At 68.3% G+C, this 16,954-nt stretch carries 20 protein-coding genes; 10 read left to right on the plus strand and 10 right to left on the minus strand.

Annotation, left to right across the window (positions count from 1 at the left end):
• Window positions 1-20: 20 nt before the first annotated feature.
• From RS84_RS05825 to RS84_RS05835, 3 genes are all read right to left on the minus strand, one after another.
• Window positions 21-458: a hypothetical protein gene (locus RS84_RS05825; protein WP_045256820.1), complete on the minus strand. Its 438-nt coding sequence runs from the start codon at window positions 456-458 to the stop codon at window positions 21-23.
• A 145-nt stretch (window positions 459-603) separates the two neighbouring features.
• The gene (locus tag RS84_RS05830) at window positions 604-984 is read right to left on the minus strand and encodes a VOC family protein (RefSeq protein ID WP_045256821.1); all 381 of its coding nucleotides are present in this window, start codon (window positions 982-984) and stop codon (window positions 604-606) included.
• Entirely contained in the window at window positions 981-1,262 is a 282-nt protein-coding gene (locus RS84_RS05835; protein ID WP_200891980.1) for an ArsR/SmtB family transcription factor, read from the minus strand. Before RS84_RS05835 ends, RS84_RS05830 begins: the two co-directional genes overlap by 4 nt.
• A 257-nt stretch (window positions 1,263-1,519) precedes the next feature.
• Between RS84_RS05835 and RS84_RS05840 the strand changes: the two genes are divergently transcribed.
• Window positions 1,520-3,103, plus strand: coding sequence for an SDR family oxidoreductase (locus tag RS84_RS05840; protein WP_235281395.1), 1,584 nt, complete (start codon window positions 1,520-1,522; stop codon window positions 3,101-3,103).
• A 37-nt stretch (window positions 3,104-3,140) separates the two neighbouring features.
• Here RS84_RS05840 and RS84_RS05845 read toward each other — a convergent pair whose 3' ends face one another.
• Together RS84_RS05845 and RS84_RS05850 are read right to left on the minus strand one after the other, a co-directional pair.
• Window positions 3,141-3,638, minus strand: a complete 498-nt coding sequence (locus RS84_RS05845; RefSeq protein ID WP_152641765.1) for a hypothetical protein — start codon at window positions 3,636-3,638, stop codon at window positions 3,141-3,143.
• Window positions 3,635-3,973 carry a winged helix-turn-helix transcriptional regulator gene (locus tag RS84_RS05850; RefSeq protein ID WP_045256823.1) on the minus strand — a complete coding sequence of 113 codons (339 nt, stop codon included), beginning with the start codon at window positions 3,971-3,973 and terminating at the stop codon, window positions 3,635-3,637. Before RS84_RS05850 ends, RS84_RS05845 begins: the two co-directional genes overlap by 4 nt.
• A gap of 75 nt (window positions 3,974-4,048) precedes the next feature.
• On the opposite strand from RS84_RS05850, the gene RS84_RS05855 reads away from it, so the two are divergent.
• Window positions 4,049-4,705, plus strand: a complete 657-nt coding sequence (locus RS84_RS05855; RefSeq protein WP_045256824.1) for an FMN-dependent NADH-azoreductase — start codon at window positions 4,049-4,051, stop codon at window positions 4,703-4,705.
• Window positions 4,706-4,865: 160 nt separating this feature from the next.
• On the opposite strand, the gene arr is transcribed toward RS84_RS05855, so the two are convergent.
• Window positions 4,866-5,276 (minus strand): NAD(+)--rifampin ADP-ribosyltransferase, encoded by a 411-nt coding sequence (gene arr / locus RS84_RS05860; RefSeq protein ID WP_045256825.1) that lies wholly within the window; start codon window positions 5,274-5,276, stop codon window positions 4,866-4,868.
• 135 nt (window positions 5,277-5,411) lie between these two features.
• On the opposite strand from arr, the gene RS84_RS18620 reads away from it, so the two are divergent.
• The 4 genes from RS84_RS18620 to RS84_RS05880 all read left to right on the plus strand — a co-directional run bounded on the left by RS84_RS18620 (window position 5,412) and on the right by RS84_RS05880 (window position 7,760).
• Window positions 5,412-5,603: a hypothetical protein gene (locus tag RS84_RS18620; protein WP_052676237.1), complete on the plus strand. Its 192-nt coding sequence runs from the start codon at window positions 5,412-5,414 to the stop codon at window positions 5,601-5,603.
• A gap of 97 nt (window positions 5,604-5,700) precedes the next feature.
• Window positions 5,701-6,996, plus strand: a complete 1,296-nt coding sequence (locus RS84_RS05870; protein WP_045256827.1) for a putative T7SS-secreted protein — start codon at window positions 5,701-5,703, stop codon at window positions 6,994-6,996.
• Between the two features lie 62 nt (window positions 6,997-7,058).
• Window positions 7,059-7,472, plus strand: a complete 414-nt coding sequence (locus RS84_RS05875; protein WP_152641766.1) for a hypothetical protein — start codon at window positions 7,059-7,061, stop codon at window positions 7,470-7,472.
• A gap of 3 nt (window positions 7,473-7,475) precedes the next feature.
• On the plus strand, window positions 7,476-7,760 hold the full coding sequence (locus RS84_RS05880) for a WXG100 family type VII secretion target (protein WP_045256829.1): 285 nt from the start codon (window positions 7,476-7,478) through the stop codon (window positions 7,758-7,760).
• Between the two features lie 43 nt (window positions 7,761-7,803).
• Here RS84_RS05880 and RS84_RS05885 read toward each other — a convergent pair whose 3' ends face one another.
• Both RS84_RS05885 and RS84_RS05890 read right to left on the minus strand, forming a co-directional pair.
• Window positions 7,804-8,883: a sensor histidine kinase gene (locus RS84_RS05885; protein ID WP_045256830.1), complete on the minus strand. Its 1,080-nt coding sequence runs from the start codon at window positions 8,881-8,883 to the stop codon at window positions 7,804-7,806.
• A 10-nt stretch (window positions 8,884-8,893) separates the two neighbouring features.
• A complete protein-coding gene (locus RS84_RS05890; RefSeq protein ID WP_045256831.1) occupies window positions 8,894-9,565 on the minus strand; it encodes a response regulator transcription factor in 672 nt (223 codons plus the stop codon).
• 88 nt (window positions 9,566-9,653) lie between these two features.
• Between RS84_RS05890 and RS84_RS05895 the strand changes: the two genes are divergently transcribed.
• The 4 genes from RS84_RS05895 to RS84_RS05910 are packed head-to-tail and all read left to right on the plus strand — an operon-like array spanning window position 9,654 to window position 13,517.
• Complete coding sequence (locus RS84_RS05895; protein WP_045256832.1) at window positions 9,654-10,268, plus strand: M15 family metallopeptidase; 615 nt, start codon at window positions 9,654-9,656, stop codon at window positions 10,266-10,268.
• The gene (gene alr / locus RS84_RS05900) at window positions 10,265-11,383 is read left to right on the plus strand and encodes an alanine racemase (protein ID WP_045256833.1); all 1,119 of its coding nucleotides are present in this window, start codon (window positions 10,265-10,267) and stop codon (window positions 11,381-11,383) included. Before RS84_RS05895 ends, alr begins: the two co-directional genes overlap by 4 nt.
• Complete coding sequence (locus tag RS84_RS05905) at window positions 11,380-12,462, plus strand: D-alanine--D-alanine ligase (RefSeq protein WP_235281396.1); 1,083 nt, start codon at window positions 11,380-11,382, stop codon at window positions 12,460-12,462. The genes alr and RS84_RS05905 overlap by 4 nt, the downstream gene beginning before the upstream one ends.
• Window positions 12,459-13,517, plus strand: a complete 1,059-nt coding sequence (locus RS84_RS05910) for an acyltransferase family protein (protein ID WP_052676238.1) — start codon at window positions 12,459-12,461, stop codon at window positions 13,515-13,517. Before RS84_RS05905 ends, RS84_RS05910 begins: the two co-directional genes overlap by 4 nt.
• On the opposite strand, the gene RS84_RS05915 is transcribed toward RS84_RS05910, so the two are convergent.
• Together RS84_RS05915 and deoD are read right to left on the minus strand one after the other, a co-directional pair.
• On the minus strand, window positions 13,489-16,047 hold the full coding sequence (locus RS84_RS05915; RefSeq protein WP_045256834.1) for a DEAD/DEAH box helicase: 2,559 nt from the start codon (window positions 16,045-16,047) through the stop codon (window positions 13,489-13,491). The genes RS84_RS05910 and RS84_RS05915 overlap by 29 nt on opposite strands.
• 168 nt (window positions 16,048-16,215) lie before the next feature.
• Window positions 16,216-16,926 (minus strand): purine-nucleoside phosphorylase, encoded by a 711-nt coding sequence (gene deoD, locus RS84_RS05920; RefSeq protein ID WP_045256835.1) that lies wholly within the window; start codon window positions 16,924-16,926, stop codon window positions 16,216-16,218.
• Window positions 16,927-16,954 lie beyond the last annotated feature (28 nt).

The raw sequence follows: 16,954 nt of genomic DNA on the forward strand, positions 1-16,954 counted from the left end.
GGGTGGATGCCGGAGCCGAATCAGTCGTACTCGATGCCCACCACGGTCGTCCGCATGTCGCCGGACTCGTACTGCACCGGCATCCCCGGGTGCGCGATGGAAAACCAGAAGGTGCCGTCTTCCGTGTCATAGCGAAGGCATTCCACCTCGCCGAGCGGGATCGAGAGCGACTCGGTCGACACCGACGTCGTCTCGGCGTCGAAGGCGGCATGCTGCTGCAGCTCGAGCCAGGTGACCCGGTTCGCCGACAGGTCGGATCCGTCGTCCAGCGACCATCTCTCGAGCGTGGCGCCCTCGGCATCCGTCTCGCTGAATCTGTTGACCCGCGACGACGACGTGCCGTCGGGGAGATCGATGCGGATGCGGATGGTCTTTCCTCGTCCGGTCGCGTCGCGGATCTCGGCGGCCGTGAACGGCGTGGGCAGGAGCCCAGGTCCGAGGAGGTGCGGATCATTCATGCGCCCATTGTCTCCCTGGTCGCGCGTGGCCACGTGTGTCTGCGAGCGGTTCGCGCGCCGAGCGGCGCCCGTCGAGCCGGCGCATGCGGTCGCTCGGGGGCGTCGATCGCGACGACAGTCGCCGACGGGGGAGCGGATGCCGGGGCTACTTCATCTGGATCAACTGGATCAGATTGCCGCAGGTGTCGTCGAGCACCGCGACCAGAGCGGAGCCGATGTCGGTGGGCTGCTGGGTGAACTCCACGCCGAGGCCGGTCAGACGCGCGTGCTCGGCGGCGAGGTCGTCGACGGCGAACTGGGCGAGGGGGATGCCGTCCTCGACGAGGGCGTCGCGGTAGGGCTTCACCGCGGGATGGTCGGAGGGCTCGAGCAGCAGTTCGGCACCGCCTTCTGGAGACGTCACGGTCAGCCAGGCGGCCTCGCCGAGCGGGATGTCGTGGTGCTTCTCGAAGCCGAGCACGTCGGTGTAGAAGGCGAGGGCCTTGCGCTGGTCGTCGACGAAGATGCTCGTCAGCTCGATTCTCATGGGATGCTCCGGGTGGTCGGCCATCGCTCCGCGATGCGCGCGATGGGCTCTGGGTGGAAGTAGTGGAACTTGGAGCGGCCCCGCCGCTCGGTGGAGATCAGTCCGGCCTCCTCGAGCACGGCGAGGTGCTGCGACACCGCCTGTCGGGTCAGGGTCACGTCGTGGCGCATCGCCAGCGTCGTGCAGATCTCGAACAGCGTCTGCCCGTCGCGCGCCGACAGCTCGTCGAGGATGAGGCGCCTCGTCGCGTCGTCGAGCGCGTGGAACAGATCGGACATGCCGCCATGATAGGCAAGCAGTCACTTGCATATCAAGAGGATGCCGCCGGGGCATCCACAGGCCCGGTGTGAGTGCGCGGGGTCATCTGAGTGCCGGGACCCTCCGAGTGCACGGGAACCCGGCGAGTGCACGGCATCCTGGCGTGGAGAAGCCGTGCACTCGGAGACAGGCCGTGCACTCGGCGCGAGGGATCGGCGCCCGCCCGCGGCCTCACGACGGGGGCGTTCACCCAGAACTCTCGCGTAAAATCAGCACAATGACCGACACCGCGCCCTTCGACGAGCTCAGGGACCCAGAGGGGCACGACGAGCTCAGGGACCCAGAGGGGCAGAGTGAGTCGGATGCGGCGGACCTCGGCTCGGGCATCGACCCCGACGACCTCGCCACCACGCTGCGCGTTCTCTCGATGATCCACGAGATCGACGACGAGCATCCTGACTTCATCGCCGTGCGCCGCGCCACCGCGGTCATGTTCAAGGCGGTCAAGCGCGTTCGCCGCAAGGAGATCCGCGACGCGATCGCCGAGGCCGACAAGGCGGTCGTCGCGCGCACCGCGACCGGCGCCCCCGACCGCATCGACGACGAGACCCGCGGCAACGACCTCGCCTCGAGCGTCGTGGACGCGCCGATCGCCGGTGAGCTGATCAAGCCGCGCAACTGCTACATCTGCAAGCAGCCGTACACGCTCGTCGACGCGTTCTACCACCAGCTCTGCCCCGACTGCGCGCGGTTCAGCCACGGCAAGCGCAACGCCCGTACCGACCTCACCGGCAAGCGAGCTCTGCTCACGGGCGGTCGCGCGAAGATCGGCATGCACATCGCACTGCGGCTGCTGCGCGACGGCGCGCACACCACCATCACGACGCGCTTCCCGAGGGATGCCGTCCGGCGCTTCTCCGCGCTCCCCGACTCCGCCGACTGGCTGCACCGGCTGCGCGTGGTCGGCATCGACCTGCGCGACCCGGCCCAGGTGATCGGGCTCGCCGACTCGGTCGCGGCCCAGGGGCCGCTCGACATCCTCATCAACAACGCCGCACAGACCGTGCGGCGCTCGCCGGGGGCCTACTCCCTGCTGGCGGATGCCGAGCTGCAGCCGCTTCCCGACGGTCCACTGCCGGAGATGGAGACGTTCGGGCACACGAACGATCAGCATCCGCAGGCCCTGCAGGCGTCAGTCGATGCGCATCCGCTGCTCTCGGTCGCGGCGCTCGGCGGCACCGTCGCCGAGCAGGGCGGCCAGGCGCTCACCGCCGAAGACCTCGCTCGCCTCGCGATGGCGCCGGGGTCGTCGTCGCTTGAGAAGCACGCCGACGGCACCGCGATCGACGCGGGCGGACTGGTGCCCGATGTGAACCGCGTGAACAGCTGGGTGCAGTCGGTCGATCAGGTCGACCCCCTCGAGATGCTCGAGGTGCAGCTGTGCAACACGACCGCACCGTTCCTGCTGATCAGTCGGCTGCGTCCGTCGATGGCGGCATCCGAATCGCGGCGCAAGTACGTCGTCAACGTCTCGGCGATGGAGGGCCAGTTCTCCCGTCGCTACAAGGGTCCTGGGCACCCGCACACGAACATGGCGAAGGCCGCGCTGAACATGCTCACGCGCACCAGCGCAGGTGAGATGCTCGAGACCGACGGCATCCTGATGACGGCCGTCGACACCGGCTGGATCACCGACGAGCGTCCGCACTACACGAAGGTGCGCCTGGCCGAGGAGGGCTTCCACGCCCCGCTCGACCTCGTCGACGGCGCCGCCCGCGTGTACGACCCGATCGTGCGCGGCGAAGCGGGAGAAGACGTGCACGGAGTGTTCCTGAAGGACTACGAGGCCAGCCCGTGGTGAGCCGGCTCTGAGCCGGTACCCGGCCGCCGCGCCGTGCTCAGGCGCGGCGCGAGCCGGCCACACCCACGATCAGGCCGACGATCGCGAGAAGCGCGCCGAGGCCGCCGAGGGCGAAGACGCCAGCGAGCTCGACCAGCGTCACCGGCGGACCGACCGTGAACCGTCCGTCCGCGACCGGACCATCGCACGTGATGTTCGCTTCTCCCGAGAGCGGTGACTCGAAGCTCCCTCGTGCATCCCAGCGCTCTGGCAGCGCGGGGCCCTGCTGCGTCATGTCGATTCGGAGCATGAGCACGTCTCCGGGAACGACACCGGTGCACTCGATCCTGCTCCACTCATCGGAGGGCGTGACATAGATCGCGTGATCGCCGGGTGCGACGTCGACCGTGAGCACCTCGCCGAACGCCACCGGCGGGGCGAGGCGGAAGCCCGGGCTGAACAGGATGACGGCGGCCCCTGAGATCGAGAGCGCGCCGAGCACGAGCAGAACCCACCAGGCGCGTCGTGGCCGTCGAGCTGGTGGAGCCGTGGTCATCGCGCCCGTACCTCGAGGTTCGCCGCGGCCCACTGGCCGAGCTGGTCGAGGATCGGCAGCAGTCCCTTGCCGCTCGCCGTGAGCGAGTAGGAGACCGCCACAGGAGGGCCTGCGTCGACGGTGCGTGCCACGAGCCCGGCATCGCCGAGCTCGGCCAGCCGGTCGGACAGCACCGTGTCGCTGATGCCGGCGACCCCGCGGCGCAGAGAGACGAACGTCGAAGGGCCGCCTCCGAGCGAGGAGATGATCATCCCGTTCCAGCGTTTGCCGAGCACGCTGAAGGCGAGTGTGACGGCGGCGTCGCACACATGCAGCTCTTCCTCGGTCTCGGCCATGCCTCCATTCTACCTGTGCTACGTTAACCGCTGTCGCTAAGAAAAACAAAGCGACTACGAAAACGAAAGGTTGACATGACCCTGTTCCGCCTGGATGCCAGCATCCTTCCCGCGTCGTCCGCCAGCCGCGCACTCGCCGACCTCGTCGAGGCCGAGTGGACGGCATCCCACCCCGACTCGACCGTCACCCGCCGCGACCTCGCCGCCGACCCGGTGCCGGCCACGGCATGGGCGGATGCCGTCACCGGCGGTTTCGCCGGAGAGGAGCACCGCACGCCCGCGCAGAACGACGCACGCGCCCTCGCCGCAGCCCTCGCGGATGAGGTGATCGACGCCGATGCCCTGCTGTTCGCCGTGCCGCTCTACAACTACGGCGTCTCGCAGCACTTCAAGACCTGGTTCGACCTCGCGGCCACCGACCCTCGTCTGGGCATTGGCAGCACCGCGCTGCGCGGCAAGCCGGCCACGCTGGTGACCGTGCTGGGCGGCAACTACGCGCCGGGCACGCCCAAAGAGGGCTGGGATCATTCGACCGGCTGGCTCCGTCGAGTGCTCGAGGACGTGTGGGGTCTCGACCTGCGCGTCGTGCAGCGCCCGTTCACCCTGGTCGGTGTGAACCCCGCTCTCGACGCCTTCACGGATGCCGCTCAGGAGCTCAAAGCGGATGCCGAGAACAAGGCCGTCGCGTACGGGCGCGAGATCGCGGCGCTGCGGGGATCGCGGGTCGCCTGAGCCGGCCGGACTCGTCAGCCGATGATCTCGGGCGGAGTCGAGCGGCGTACGTCGGTGCGGGGTCGGAAAAGCATCGGGATTGCTGGTTTCGGATGCCCAACTGGCCCCGCACCGGGCGGGAGATGCGTTTCCGGCGCCGGATCCGATGCCGACGCGCTGCTCAGTTGATGATCTCGCCGCGCTCGTCGTGGCGGATCTCCGCGAGCCGCTCTCGCCATGTCTGCAGCGCCTCGGGCGTGAGGCGGGTCCAGTCGGCGACCTCCTCGACGATGCGCAGCGGTTCGGCGCTCCGGTACGAGCGCGTGGGATTGCCCGGGAACTTCTTGTCGGTCACGTTCGGATCGTTCTCGAACGGCCCTGTGGGCTCCACGAGATACACCCGAGGTTCGCCGTCGCCCGCGGCGAGTTCGGCGGCCAGCCCCGCGCCGTCGCGCAGAGCCGTGAAATAGATGTGGTTCATGACGACCTCGGGCCGGTAGTTCGACCGGAAGCCTGCAGTCAGCAGGTCACCCGGTGCGAGATCGGCCTTCGTGCCGTGGAAGAAGGGTCCGTCGTCCAGTGCATCGCTCACCGCGACAGCCTAGGCCGAGGCGGCGGAGAATGCAGCGGCAGGGCCTGAAGCAGTCGTGCACACCAGTCTGCGGAGCTGGCGGTGTGCCGGTGTCTCATGCCTCGCTTATGGTGGGGTGTGGCCGGAGGGGGCGTTGTGAGCAGTGACTATGGGGTGGACACGGATCAGTTGAGGGCGATGGCGTCGAAGACTGTTCAGGTTGTGGAGGATTTCGGGAGCAGCGAGGTGTCGCGCCCGACGACGCTGGGTCATGCGGGGATTGCGGACGCGGTGAGCTTCTTCTCGGAGAAGTGGGGTGTCGGGTTGCAGAGCGGATCGATGAGCTGACGGAGTTCTCGGACAAGTTGACGATCACGGCGCGGATCTTCGATGAGGGGCAGGATGCGGGGAAGCGGGAGATGGACTCGCTGATCTGGGACTCCTGATGGAGCTCGGACAGACGCAGAACGCGGTCGACCTGATTCCCGGCTCGCCGTCCAGCGCGCGTGCCGGGGCCACCTTGTGGCGGGAGACCGCGACGCGAGCGGGTGATACCCGGGCGGCGTTCGCGAAGCTCGATGATGACGGCTCGTGGTCGGGTGCGGCCTATGACCTGTATCTGGAGCGCTTCGATCAGCCGTTGTCGTACTGGCAGACCACGAGTGACACGTTCACTGCTGCGGCGAACGCGCTCGACAACTTCGCGGGCGCTCTGGAGTGGGCGCAGGGTGAAGCCGCGCTCGCGATCGAGTTGTGGAACGCGGCGGAGGCGGAGTCGGCTGCGGCGCTGGTGGAGCACAAGGAGTATGTGAGCTCGTTGCGCCAGGGTACCGGCGTGCGTCACGTCGAGGTCGATGTTCCGTTCGTCGACCCCTCGGGTGCCGCGCATCTGGAGGCGCAGGAGGTGCTCGCGAACGCTCGGTACCAGTTGGATGTGCTGGCGACCGGGTACGCGAACATCATCGGCGCAGCGGGTGACGCGGCACCGCTGCCGCTCACCGCAGAAGAGGCGCAGCAGGTGGTCACGGATGCCGTCGTCAGCACGGTGATCGACATCACCGTCGTGCAACCGTTCCTGTCCACGCTGAACTTCCTCGGCGGGATCGCTCAGACCCTCTGGGAGCATCCTGACCTCGTGTTCGAGATGCTCGGAGGCATCCTCGGAATCGTCGGAGGCGGCGCGCTGATCATCGGCGGCGGCGGGCTGGAAGTCGTGACCGTCGGAGCAGGCACCCCGGTCGCTGGCCCCGCGATCGCCGGCGGTGTCGCAGTTGCCGCGGGCGGCGCAGCGCTCCTCGGAGACAGCATGAACAAGCTGTTCAACGAAGCGAGAACCACCGAACGGCAGCCAGGCGTGGATCGTGGCGACGGACGCGACGACGGCGGGCACTGGACCAGCCGGGACCCCGATGCGCCCCCTATCGACCACAAATTGAAGGAACAACAGGGAATCGACCAGGTGGCAGAAGACCTAAAAGTGGACGTCATCCAGGACAGGGTGCATGTCGACTATCCGGGGTCGCCCCAGGGCGGCAGATACTACGACGGTCTTTATCGCAACCCTGACGGGACGTACACCGGCGTGGAAGTGAAATCCGGAGGCGCTAACGTTGACTACCAGCGCCCTGGGAACGTGCAACGGCAATTCGACTCCCAAGTGAGCCCGGACAGTCCCGCCGTTGGTTATCTCAATGGCGAAGAGGTCAAAGTCATCGAAGTGATAGTGGTGCACATCCCATGAACGCAACAAAAACTCACGGCCAGGACAGCAACGGCACCTTCATCCGATACTTTCAGCCACCGATGAGCATGACTGCTCCGGAGTATCTGCGACACCTAATCGGGCTGATGGACGGCGAGAGTCGGACGACGTTCTCGATCTGGCGGCTTCCGGAGCCCGGCGGCGATCCGACGAAGAGGGGTGAGACGTTCATACAGGCGGCGGGGAGCGCCGACAAGTTGGCGATCGAGGCGCGGGTGATGACGTCCGATGGGACCTCGCATCTGTTCGCGGTGGGCCGTCAGGAACCTCACAACGGAGAGACGACGACGGTTCCGATCAGTGACAAGCGCATGGTTCGGGTCTTCACGAACGAGATCTTCACGGCCGATGAGGCTGCAGTGATCTTCATGACCTTCTACCTGACCGATGCCGTCGCTCAGCCGTATCAGCTGCGCGAGATCGACGTCAGCGTCCCGCAGTCCGAGGAGCGGTGAGCCGTGCAGATCCGCGTCCGGCACGATGACGTCGCCGCACTCGTTGCGGAGATGGCGGTCGTCGGCAGGAGGATCGCCATCGTGCTGGAGAACCTCGACCGCGAATCGAAGCTGCTGCAGTCCGACTGGACAGGGGAGGCGCGCGATGCGTACCGCGTCGCTCACGCGCAGTGGACCGCTGCGCAGCACGCGATGAACGACGTCCTCCGCGAACTCACCCGCCGCCTCGCCAGCACCAACCAGCACAGCATCGACGCCAGCACCTCCGCCGTCAACGTCTGGGAATGAAGCGCGACTTCACGTGGCTCCGAGGCAGGCACACCGCGACAGCCTAGGCCGAGGCGACGGGCTCATACAGACCCGGGTGCGGATGCGGCAGCCACACCGTCACGTTGAGCCCGCCCCCGACCCGGGAGGTGAGGACCAGCGTGCCCTCGTGCGCCTGCGCGATGCGCTGCACGATCGCGAGGCCGAGCCCGGCGCCGGCATGGTCGTCGTCGTGCGTGCGCGCCGTCCCGCGCTGGAACGGCTCGGCGAGGGTCGCGACGAGAGCGGGGGAGAGCACGGGGCCGGTGTTCTCGACAACGACGGCCACCGCCTCGGCGAGCGAGTGCGTGCGGACCGTCACGGCGCCATTCTCGGGCTCGTTGTGCACGATGGCGTTGTGCACGAGGTTGGTGATCAGCTGCTGCAGCAGTGCGCCGTTGCCGACGACGTGCGCGGCGTCGCCGCCGACGTCGATCGTCAGCCCCCGCTTGTCGGCGAGCGGAAGCAGCGACTCCACGGCCTCCTCTGCGAGCAGAGAGAGATCGACGCTCTCGCGGGTGAAGGCCCGGCGCTCGGCACGGCTGAGAAGGAGCAGCGCCTCGGTGAGCTCGATGGCCCTGGCGTTCACCTCCTGCAGCCTGTCGATCAGCGCGTCGACGTCGCGGTCGGGGTCGGCTCGGGCGACCTCGAGCACGGTCTGCGAGATCGCGAGCGGCGTGCGCAGTTCGTGCGAGGCGTTCGCGGCGAAGCGCTGCTGCTCGGCCATGTTCTGCTCGAGCTGGTCGAGCATCGAGTCGAACACGTCGGCGAGATCTCGGAACTCGTCGCGCGGCCCCTCGAGGGCGACCCGGTGCGAGAGCGATCCGTGCGCGGCGAGCTGGGCTGCGTAGCCGATGCGGTTGAGAGGCGCCAGCATCCGTCCCGCCAGCCACCACCCGCCGGCCCAGCCGATCACGAGCAGCACGATCATCACCAGGATCGCGACCGGCACGAAGGCGCGGAGCAGGTCGGAGCGGTTGGGGAAGAAGTCGACCGTGTCAGGTACGTATCGCAGCAGGAACAGACCGACCGCAGCCAACAGCAGCGCACCGGACACGACGACGATCCCTGCATAGCTCAGTGTGAGCTTCATGCGCGCGGTCATGCCGCGGCGCCTAGGCATCGGCATCCGTTCCGATGCGATAGCCGACGCCCGGCACCGTGAGGATCAACCAGGGCTCGCCCAGGCGCTTGCGCAGTGACGACACCGTGATGCGGACGGCGTTCGTGAACGGGTCGGCGTTCTCGTCCCAGGCGCGCTCGAGCAGCTCCTCGGCGCTGACGACGCCGCCGTCGGCACCGACGAGCACCTCGAGAACCGCGAACTGCTTGCGCGTCAGCGCGACATAGCGCCCGTCGCGGAAGACCTCGCGGCGGAACGGATCGAGCCGAAGCCCGGCGATCTCGAGCACCGGGGGCCTGGCGTGCTGACGGCGACGATCGAGGGCACGCAGCCGCAGCACGAGCTCGCGGAGCTCGAAGGGCTTGGTGAGGTAATCGTCGGCCCCGATCTCGAAGCCGGTCTCCTTGTCGTCGAGGCGGTCGGCGGCCGTGAGCATGAGGATCGGGATGCCGCTGCCCGACGCGACGATCGATCGTGCGACGTCATCGCCGGATGGACCGGGGATGTCGCGGTCGAGCACCGCGAGGTCGTAGGAGTTGATGCTCAGCAGCTCGAGCGCGGTGTCGCCGTCGCCCGCGATGTCTGCGGCGATGGCCTCGAGGCGGAGTCCGTCGCGAACAGCCTCGGCGAGGTAGGGCTCGTCCTCGACGATCAGCACTCTCATGGGTTCCGAGCATACGCACCCGCGCATATCGGGAGCATATGCAAAAGCGCATACGCCCTCGCAACAGGCGCCCTTCTTCACTGGAAGCATGAACAACAGCCGCTCCCGAAGACAGCGACGCCTCACCGCCACGATCGGTGTCGCGCTGCTGGCCGCCATCGCGATCACGTCGATCGTGCTGATCGGCCAGCAGGCCTCCTCTCCTGCCTCCGCCACCGTCGGAGCCCCGCTCAGCGATGGGCAGGTCGGCGAAGACGACGGGAAGATCGACGAAGCCGACCGCATCTCGGTGTTCTCCGACACCCCCGCGGTCTCGAACCTCGACCCTGCACTGCTCGCGGCGGTGCGGAAAGCTGCGACCGCCGCGGAGCAGGACGGTGTGCGCCTTCACGTGAACAGCGGATGGCGCTCGGCCGCCTATCAGGAGGAGCTGCTGGCGGATGCCGTCGAGAGATACGGCTCTGCGGCGGAGGCGGCCCGCTGGGTCGCGACGCCCGAGCGGTCGGAGCATGTCTCCGGTGACGCGGTGGATCTCGGGCCCGTGGCCGGCCAGGAGTGGCTCTCGCACCATGGCGCCGAGTACGGCCTCTGCCAGATCTACGGCAACGAACCGTGGCACTTCGAACTGCGTCCCGAGGCGCCCGCGAACGGGTGCCCCTTCATGTACGACGATCCCACCGCCGACCCGAGGACACAGCGATGACTCTCCTGCTCGCCCCGCCGCCTCTGTCGCGGCTGCATGCCCCGACCCTGACCACGCTTCCCGCCGCGATCGCCGCCAACGTCGATCGCGTGCGGTCGGTGACGGCCGCCCGCATCATGGCCGTCGTGAAGGCCGACGGCTACGGTCACGGCGCCGTCGCGGTCGCGAGGGCCGCCGTCGCCGCCGGTGCGGAATGGCTCGGAGTCACGGACGCCGCGGACGCCGCCGAGTTGCGCGAAGCGGGCCTCGACGTGCCGATCCTGGCGTGGCTGAACCCCGCGGGCGTCGATGCCGCGCAGGTGGCGCGTGACCGCGTCGACCTCGCGGTGGGATCCGTGGAGGAGCTTCGGCAGCTCGTCGCAGACGCCGTGGCGCCGGTGCGAGTGCACCTGCACATGGACACGGGGATGTCGCGCGGGGGGTGTCCCGTCGGCGAGTGGGACGAGCTGCTGCGAGTCGCGCGTGCCGCGGGTCCGCTCATCGAGGTCGTGGGCGTCATGGGCCACCTGCCTCGGGCAGATGAGGCGGATGCTCGTGCGAACGCGGCGTCGGTGCTGAGGATGCGCCAGGCGCGCGATGCGGTGCTCCGCGCGGGATTCGGTCCTCTGCTCGTGCACCTCGCCGCGACGGCAGGCACGCTCACCGACCCGTCGACTCATTTCGATCTGGTGCGGGTGGGCGCCGGGCTCGTGGGGATCGACCCCTCGGAGACCGTGCAGCTGCGCGGGGCGTCGCGGCTGACGGCATCTGTCGTGCACTCCTCGCTCGTACGGGCGGGCACGGCGGTCGGGTACGGGGGAACATACGCCACACGGCATGAGACCCACCTCAGCGTGATCGGCGTCGGCTACGCGGACGGGATACCGCGCGAGCTGTCGGAGGGGGCGGGTGTCGAGATCGGGGGGTCTCGGCATCCGATCGTCGGAAGGGTGTCGATGGATCAGATCGTCGTCGACACGGGGGCGCGGTCGTTCCCTCGGGGAACGATCGCGACCGTATTCGGACCGGAGGGCGCAGCCGTGCCCAGCGTGCAGGAATGGGCGCGCTGGGCCGGCACGATCCCCCACACGATCGTGACGGGCATCGGCCCGCGCGTGCAGAGGAGCAGAGCATGAGGGTGCTGGTCATCGGCGGAGGGCAGAATTCGGAGCATGAGGTGTCGCTGGCTTCGGCAGCGGCGGTCGCGGATGCGCTGCGCTCGGGTGGTCACGAGGTGCGCACCGCGACGATCTCTCCAGAGGGCGTGTGGGATGCGGCACCGGCGGGCACGCGTGCGCAGTCGCTTGCCGCCGCGATGCCGGCGTTGGCGTGGGCCGACGTCGTCTTCCCTGCGGTGCACGGCGTGCTCGGGGAAGACGGCGCGCTGGCCGCACTGTGCGCACTGGCGGGTGTGCCGGTGGTGGGCTCGGGGCTGCGAGCGGGCGCGGTCGGCATGGACAAGCATGCGACGAAGCTCGTGGCGGAGGCTGCGGGCATCGCGACGGCACCGGGCTTCGTGATCTCGTCGTCGGCGATCGGCGACGTCGAGTTCGAGGCGCCCGTGGTCGTGAAGCCGGTGTCGGCCGGGTCGAGCCACGGAGTCGCGCTCGTGAGCCGGCCGGAGGATCTGCTCGATGCGCTGCGAGCCGCGGCGCGGTTCGACGATCGGATCCTGATCGAGGAGGTCGTGCGCGGGCGCGAGATCGATGTCGCCGTGATCCGTGAGGCGGGGGGTGTGCGCTGGGCTGCTCCGCCACTGGAGATCCATGCGCGCGGTCTGTTCGACACCGCGATGAAGTACGACGGCAGCGCGCGTTTCACCGTGCCCGCCGCACTGACCACCGCCGAGACCGCGACGCTGACCCGCGCCGCTGTCGCGATGTTCGACGCACTCGGCTGCGCCGGGGTCGCGCGCATGGACTTCTTCCTCACAGAGCGGGGCCCGGTGCTGAACGAGGTCAACACCATGCCTGGGCTCACCGCGGCGTCGCAGGTGCCGCGCATGTTCGCCGCCGCCGGGATCGAGTACCCAGAGCTCTTGGACCGCCTCGTGCGCGCGGCTGTCCCGTCCATCGGTGAGGACGTTTCGTCTCGCTTCGCTCGCTCAACGACCGGGGAGTCCGGGCGGACGAGCGGGCGGGCGGATGGTGAGGACGTTTCGTCTCGCTTCGCTCACTCAACGACCGGGGAGCTGGAGTCAGGCGTGAGGCGGTGACCGCACGAGTCCGTGAGGGCTGGCCCGACGTCGCGAAAGGCATCTGCATCGTCCTCGTGGTGCTGTGGCACGTCGTCACGAAGCACATGATCGACATGCCGGGCGCCAGTGGGGTCACCGGATTCTGGGCGACTCTGAACGCGCAGCTGCTCCCACTGCGGATGCCCCTGTTCTTCCTGGTCTCCGGGATGTTCGCCGGGCGCGCGGTGACCGCGATCGACGGAACGAGCTGGCGGCGACGGGCGGCCCGTCTCGCCGCGATGTACGTCGTCTGGGTGCTGATCCAGACGCTCGCGCTCGCGCTGGCCCCGGACTTCGACACGGCCAGAGCGAAGGATGCCGGTGAACTGCTGGCGCAGCTGACCATCAGCCCGACGAACCTCTGGTACCTGCTCGCGCTCGCCGCCTACCTTCTGGTCGCGCGCCTGAGCCGTGACGTTCCCACATCGGTCGTGCTCCCGGTCGCGTTCGTCGTGTCGGCGGTCGCGGCATCCGGCCTGCTTCCCGATCTCGGCAATCTCTGGCAGGTGGTGCAGAACCTGTTCTTCTTCGTCGCGGGGCTGCGGCTTCGTGGCACGATCGAGAGTCTCGCTGCGCACGCCAGCCCCCTGCGCATGTTCATGCTCGCAGCGGCATACGCCTGTTGTGCTGCTGTCGTCGGCATTCTCGGCATGCGCCAGTGGCCAGGAGTCTGGCCTCTCCTGTCGGTGACGGCGGTGGTCTTCGGGGTCACCGCCTGCGCCGTGCTCGACCGGCGCGTGGAGTGGCTGGCGGGCCCGCTGAGGTGGGTCGGCCGGCGGACGCTGCCGGTCTACGTGATCCACGTGATCCCGCTCGCCCTGATCGATGGCGCACTGCGTGGGGCCTGCATCCGCACATCGCCTCTGATCGAGGCGGTCGAGCCGCTCCTGCTCACCACCCTTGTGATCGCGATCTGTCTGGCGGCGCATATGGTGCTGGTGCGCTGCGGCCTCGGCGTGCTGTTCGACCCGCTTCTGCTCAGTGAGCGACTGCGCCGCCGGCCCGCTAAAGCCGGTCGACTCCCGTCACGGTGACCACTGCGGCACCGGCTTCGTCGGAGGCAGCGAGGTCGACGGTCGCCGAGATGCGCCAATCGTGATCACCAGCGGGGTCGTCGATGATCTGATGGACGGTCCATTCGGTCGCACCCTGCGTGATCAGCAGCAGCTGGGCGCTGCGGGCATCAGGGCCGGTGAGGATCTCGTCGTGCTCGGCGAAGTACGCGTCGAGCGCGGCATCCCACCCCGCGGTCCCGAGCGACGGGTCGAGCTCGGCCAGCGCCTCGACGGCCTCGCGCGCGGCGAGCTGCACCCGGCGGAACAGCTCGTTGCGCACCAGGATGCGGAAGGCACGCACGTTCGAGGTGAGTCGCTTGGGCGCGGGCGGGACGATCGGCTCGTCGTCGCCCTTCGACAGGCTCAGGGACCCAGGGGAGACGCCGTGCACGAGCTCCTCCCACTCGTCGAGCAGGCTCGAGTCGACCTGACGCACGAGCTCGCCGAGCCACTCGATGAGATCTCTCAGATCGTCGTTCTTGAGTTCTTCGGGGATCGTCTGCGAGGCTGCGCGGTAGGCGTCGGAGAGATAGCGCAGCACCACGCCCTCGGAGCGGGCGATCTTGTAGAAGGCGACGTATTCCCCGAACGACATGGCTCGCTCGTACATGTCACGCACGACGGACTTCGGATGCAGCTCGAAGTCGCGGATCCACGGCTGCGCGGCGCTGAAGGTCTCGAAGGCGGCGCCGAGCAGCTCATCGAGGGGCTTCGGGTAGGTGATCTGCTCGAGCAGCTCCATACGCTCGTCGTACTCGATCCCCTCGCGCTTCATCTCGGCCACGGCCTCACCGCGAGCCTGGAACTCCTGCTGGCTCAGGACCGCTCGCGGATCGTCGAGGGTCGCCTCCACGATCGAGATCATGTCGAGCGCGAACCCGGCCGAGTCGGGATCGAGCAGCTCGAAGGCCGCGAGCGCGAACGGCGACAGCGGCTGGTTGAGGGCGAAGTTCGGCTGCAGGTCGACGGTGAGGCGTATGGTCGGGCCCTTCGACGAGCTCAGGGACCCACCATCCTGGGTCGCTGAGCCTGTCGAAGCGTCGACCTGCTCGACCACGCCTGATTCGAGGAGGGTGCGGTAGATGCCGATGGCGCGCAGGGCGAGCTCCCGCTGTCGAGCGCGGGGCTCGTGGTTGTCGTAGATCAGAGCGCGCATGTTGCCGAAGACGTCACCGCCGCGGGCGATCACGTTGAGCATCATGGCGCTGGTGATCTGCATGTGCGAGGTGAGCGTCTCGGGAACCGCGTCGATGAGCTTGCGGAAAGAGGGCTCGCCCCACGATACGAAGCCGTCAGGAGCCTTCTTGCGGATCAGCTTGCGCTTCTTCTTGGGGTCGTCGCCCGCCTTCTTGATGGCCGCCGCGTTCTCGGTCTCGTGCTCGGGAGCCTGCGCCACCACGGTGCCGGCGGTGTCGAAGCCCGCACGGCCGGCCCGCCCCGCGATCTGATGGAACTCTCGCGCGTTGAGCTGCCGCATCCGCTGTCCGTCGAACTTCGTCAGCGCCGTGAGCAGCACCGTACGGATGGGCACGTTGATGCCGACGCCGAGGGTGTCGGTGCCGCAGATGACGCGCAGCAGTCCGCGCTGGGCGAGCTGTTCCACGAGTCGCCGGTACTTCGGCAGCATGCCCGCGTGGTGCACGCCGATGCCCGCGCGCAGGAATCTCGAGAGCGTCTTGCCGAAGGCGGTCGTGAAGCGGAACTCCGCGATCAGGGCCGCGATCTCATCCCGCTGCTCTCGTGTCGCGATCTTCGTGCTCGACAGCGCCTGCGCACGCTCCATGGCGGCGGCCTGCGAGAAGTGCACGACGTAGATCGGCGCCTGCCCCGTGCTCAGAAGGTCCTCGATGGTCTCGTGGATCGGCGTGAGCTCGTAGAAGTAGTGCAGCGGCACGGGCCGCTCGACGCCTGTGACGGATGCCGTGTGGCGCCCGGTGCGCCGGGTGAGGTCGGCCGCGAGCTCGGTGACGTCGCCGAGCGTCGCCGACATGAGGATGAACTGCGCCTGCGTCAACTCGAGCAGCGGCACCTGCCACGCCCAGCCGCGGTCGGGGTCGGCGTAGAAGTGGAACTCGTCCATCACGACCTGGCCGACGTCGGCATCCGCTCCCTTGCGCAGAGCGAGGTTCGCGAGGATCTCCGCCGTGCAGCAGATTATGGGAGCGTCGGCGTTCACCGAGGAGTCGCCCGTGATCATCCCGACATTCGAAGCGCCGAAGATGTCGACCAGGGAGAAGAACTTCTCGCTCACGAGCGCCTTGATCGGGGCGGTGTAGTAACTGCGTCGGCCGGCGACCATCGCTGCGAAATGCGCGGCGATCGCCACCAGTGACTTTCCGGTGCCGGTGGGCGTGGAGAGGATGAGGTTGTTGCCTGAGACGATCTCGATGACGGCCTCGTCCTGCGCCGGGTACAGGCTGATGCCGGTGGATTCGGCCCACTCGACGAACGCCAGGTAGACGGCGTCCGCGTCGGATCCGTCAGGCAGGGAGGTGTGGTCGAGGAGCATCCTTCGATCATCCCCTACCTAGCGCGTTCACAACTCCTCAAACATCGGGGGCGGATATGTCTGCCGAACGCGGATCCGGTGCCCGCCGGCCGTTCCTTGAGGAGTTGTGAACGCCGGCGGCTCGGCAGGTGGCGAGGTCGCGGCGGCCACGGCGGCCTGAACCACGGATCAGGCGGTCGCCGCGCGCAGCGCGATGCGGATCATGTCGCCGAAGGTCTGCTCGCGCTCCTGCGCCGTCGTCTCCTCCCCGGTGACGATGTGGTCGGACACGGTGCAGATGCTCAGCGCCCGCCGACCGTAGAAGGCGGCGAGGGTGTACAGACCGCTGGTCTCCATCTCGACCCCGAGCGCACCGTGCTGCACGAACGGCTCGGTGAGCTCGGGACGCGTGCTGTAGAACTGGTCGCTCGAGAACAGCAGGCCGACGTGCACGGCCGACTCGAGCTCTTCGGTCTCGCTCGCCTCGACCGCCGCGCGCAGGAGCGAGAAGTCGGCGACGGGTGCATAGTCGAGCCCGTGGAACCGCACCCGGTTGATGCCCGAATCGGTGCACGCCCCGTTCGCGATGATGATGTCGCGCACCTTCAGCTTCTCGGTCAGCGCGCCGCACGAGCCGACTCTGACGATGGTCTGCACGTCGTACGAGTCGAACAGCTCGTTCGCGTAGATCGCCATCGACGGCTGCCCCATGCCGGAGCCCTGCACCGAGACGCGGTGCCCGTTCCAGGTGCCGGTGAAGCCCAGCATGCCTCGGGTCTCTGTGTAGAGCTCGGCATCCTCGAGGAACGTCTCCGCGATCCACCTGGCCCGAAGGGGATCGCCGGGGAAGAGGACGACGGGGGCGATCTGACCGGGTTCGGCGGCGATGTGGGTGCTCATGGCTTCAGCGTAGCCAGCGCCTCTGCGC

Origin of the sequence: Microbacterium hydrocarbonoxydans (assembly GCF_000956475.1) — a bacterium.
GTDB classification, from domain to species: Bacteria; Actinomycetota; Actinomycetes; order Actinomycetales; family Microbacteriaceae; genus Microbacterium; species Microbacterium hydrocarbonoxydans_A.

Coding starts and splice junctions, on each gene's coding strand:
- RS84_RS05825 (WP_045256820.1), bottom strand. CDS start 458: ATGAATGATCCGCACCTCCTCGGACCTGGGCTCCTGCCCACGCCGTTC.
- RS84_RS05830 (WP_045256821.1), bottom strand. CDS start 984: ATGAGAATCGAGCTGACGAGCATCTTCGTCGACGACCAGCGCAAGGCC.
- RS84_RS05835 (WP_200891980.1), bottom strand. CDS start 1,262: ATGTCCGATCTGTTCCACGCGCTCGACGACGCGACGAGGCGCCTCATC.
- RS84_RS05840 (WP_235281395.1), top strand. CDS start 1,520: ATGACCGACACCGCGCCCTTCGACGAGCTCAGGGACCCAGAGGGGCAC.
- RS84_RS05845 (WP_152641765.1), bottom strand. CDS start 3,638: ATGACCACGGCTCCACCAGCTCGACGGCCACGACGCGCCTGGTGGGTT.
- RS84_RS05850 (WP_045256823.1), bottom strand. CDS start 3,973: ATGGCCGAGACCGAGGAAGAGCTGCATGTGTGCGACGCCGCCGTCACA.
- RS84_RS05855 (WP_045256824.1), top strand. CDS start 4,049: ATGACCCTGTTCCGCCTGGATGCCAGCATCCTTCCCGCGTCGTCCGCC.
- RS84_RS05870 (WP_045256827.1), top strand. CDS start 5,701: ATGGAGCTCGGACAGACGCAGAACGCGGTCGACCTGATTCCCGGCTCG.
- RS84_RS05875 (WP_152641766.1), top strand. CDS start 7,059: ATGAGCATGACTGCTCCGGAGTATCTGCGACACCTAATCGGGCTGATG.
- RS84_RS05885 (WP_045256830.1), bottom strand. CDS start 8,883: ATGACCGCGCGCATGAAGCTCACACTGAGCTATGCAGGGATCGTCGTC.
- RS84_RS05890 (WP_045256831.1), bottom strand. CDS start 9,565: ATGAGAGTGCTGATCGTCGAGGACGAGCCCTACCTCGCCGAGGCTGTT.
- RS84_RS05895 (WP_045256832.1), top strand. CDS start 9,654: ATGAACAACAGCCGCTCCCGAAGACAGCGACGCCTCACCGCCACGATC.
- alr (WP_045256833.1), top strand. CDS start 10,265: ATGACTCTCCTGCTCGCCCCGCCGCCTCTGTCGCGGCTGCATGCCCCG.
- RS84_RS05905 (WP_235281396.1), top strand. CDS start 11,380: ATGAGGGTGCTGGTCATCGGCGGAGGGCAGAATTCGGAGCATGAGGTG.
- RS84_RS05915 (WP_045256834.1), bottom strand. CDS start 16,047: ATGCTCCTCGACCACACCTCCCTGCCTGACGGATCCGACGCGGACGCC.
- deoD (WP_045256835.1), bottom strand. CDS start 16,926: ATGAGCACCCACATCGCCGCCGAACCCGGTCAGATCGCCCCCGTCGTC.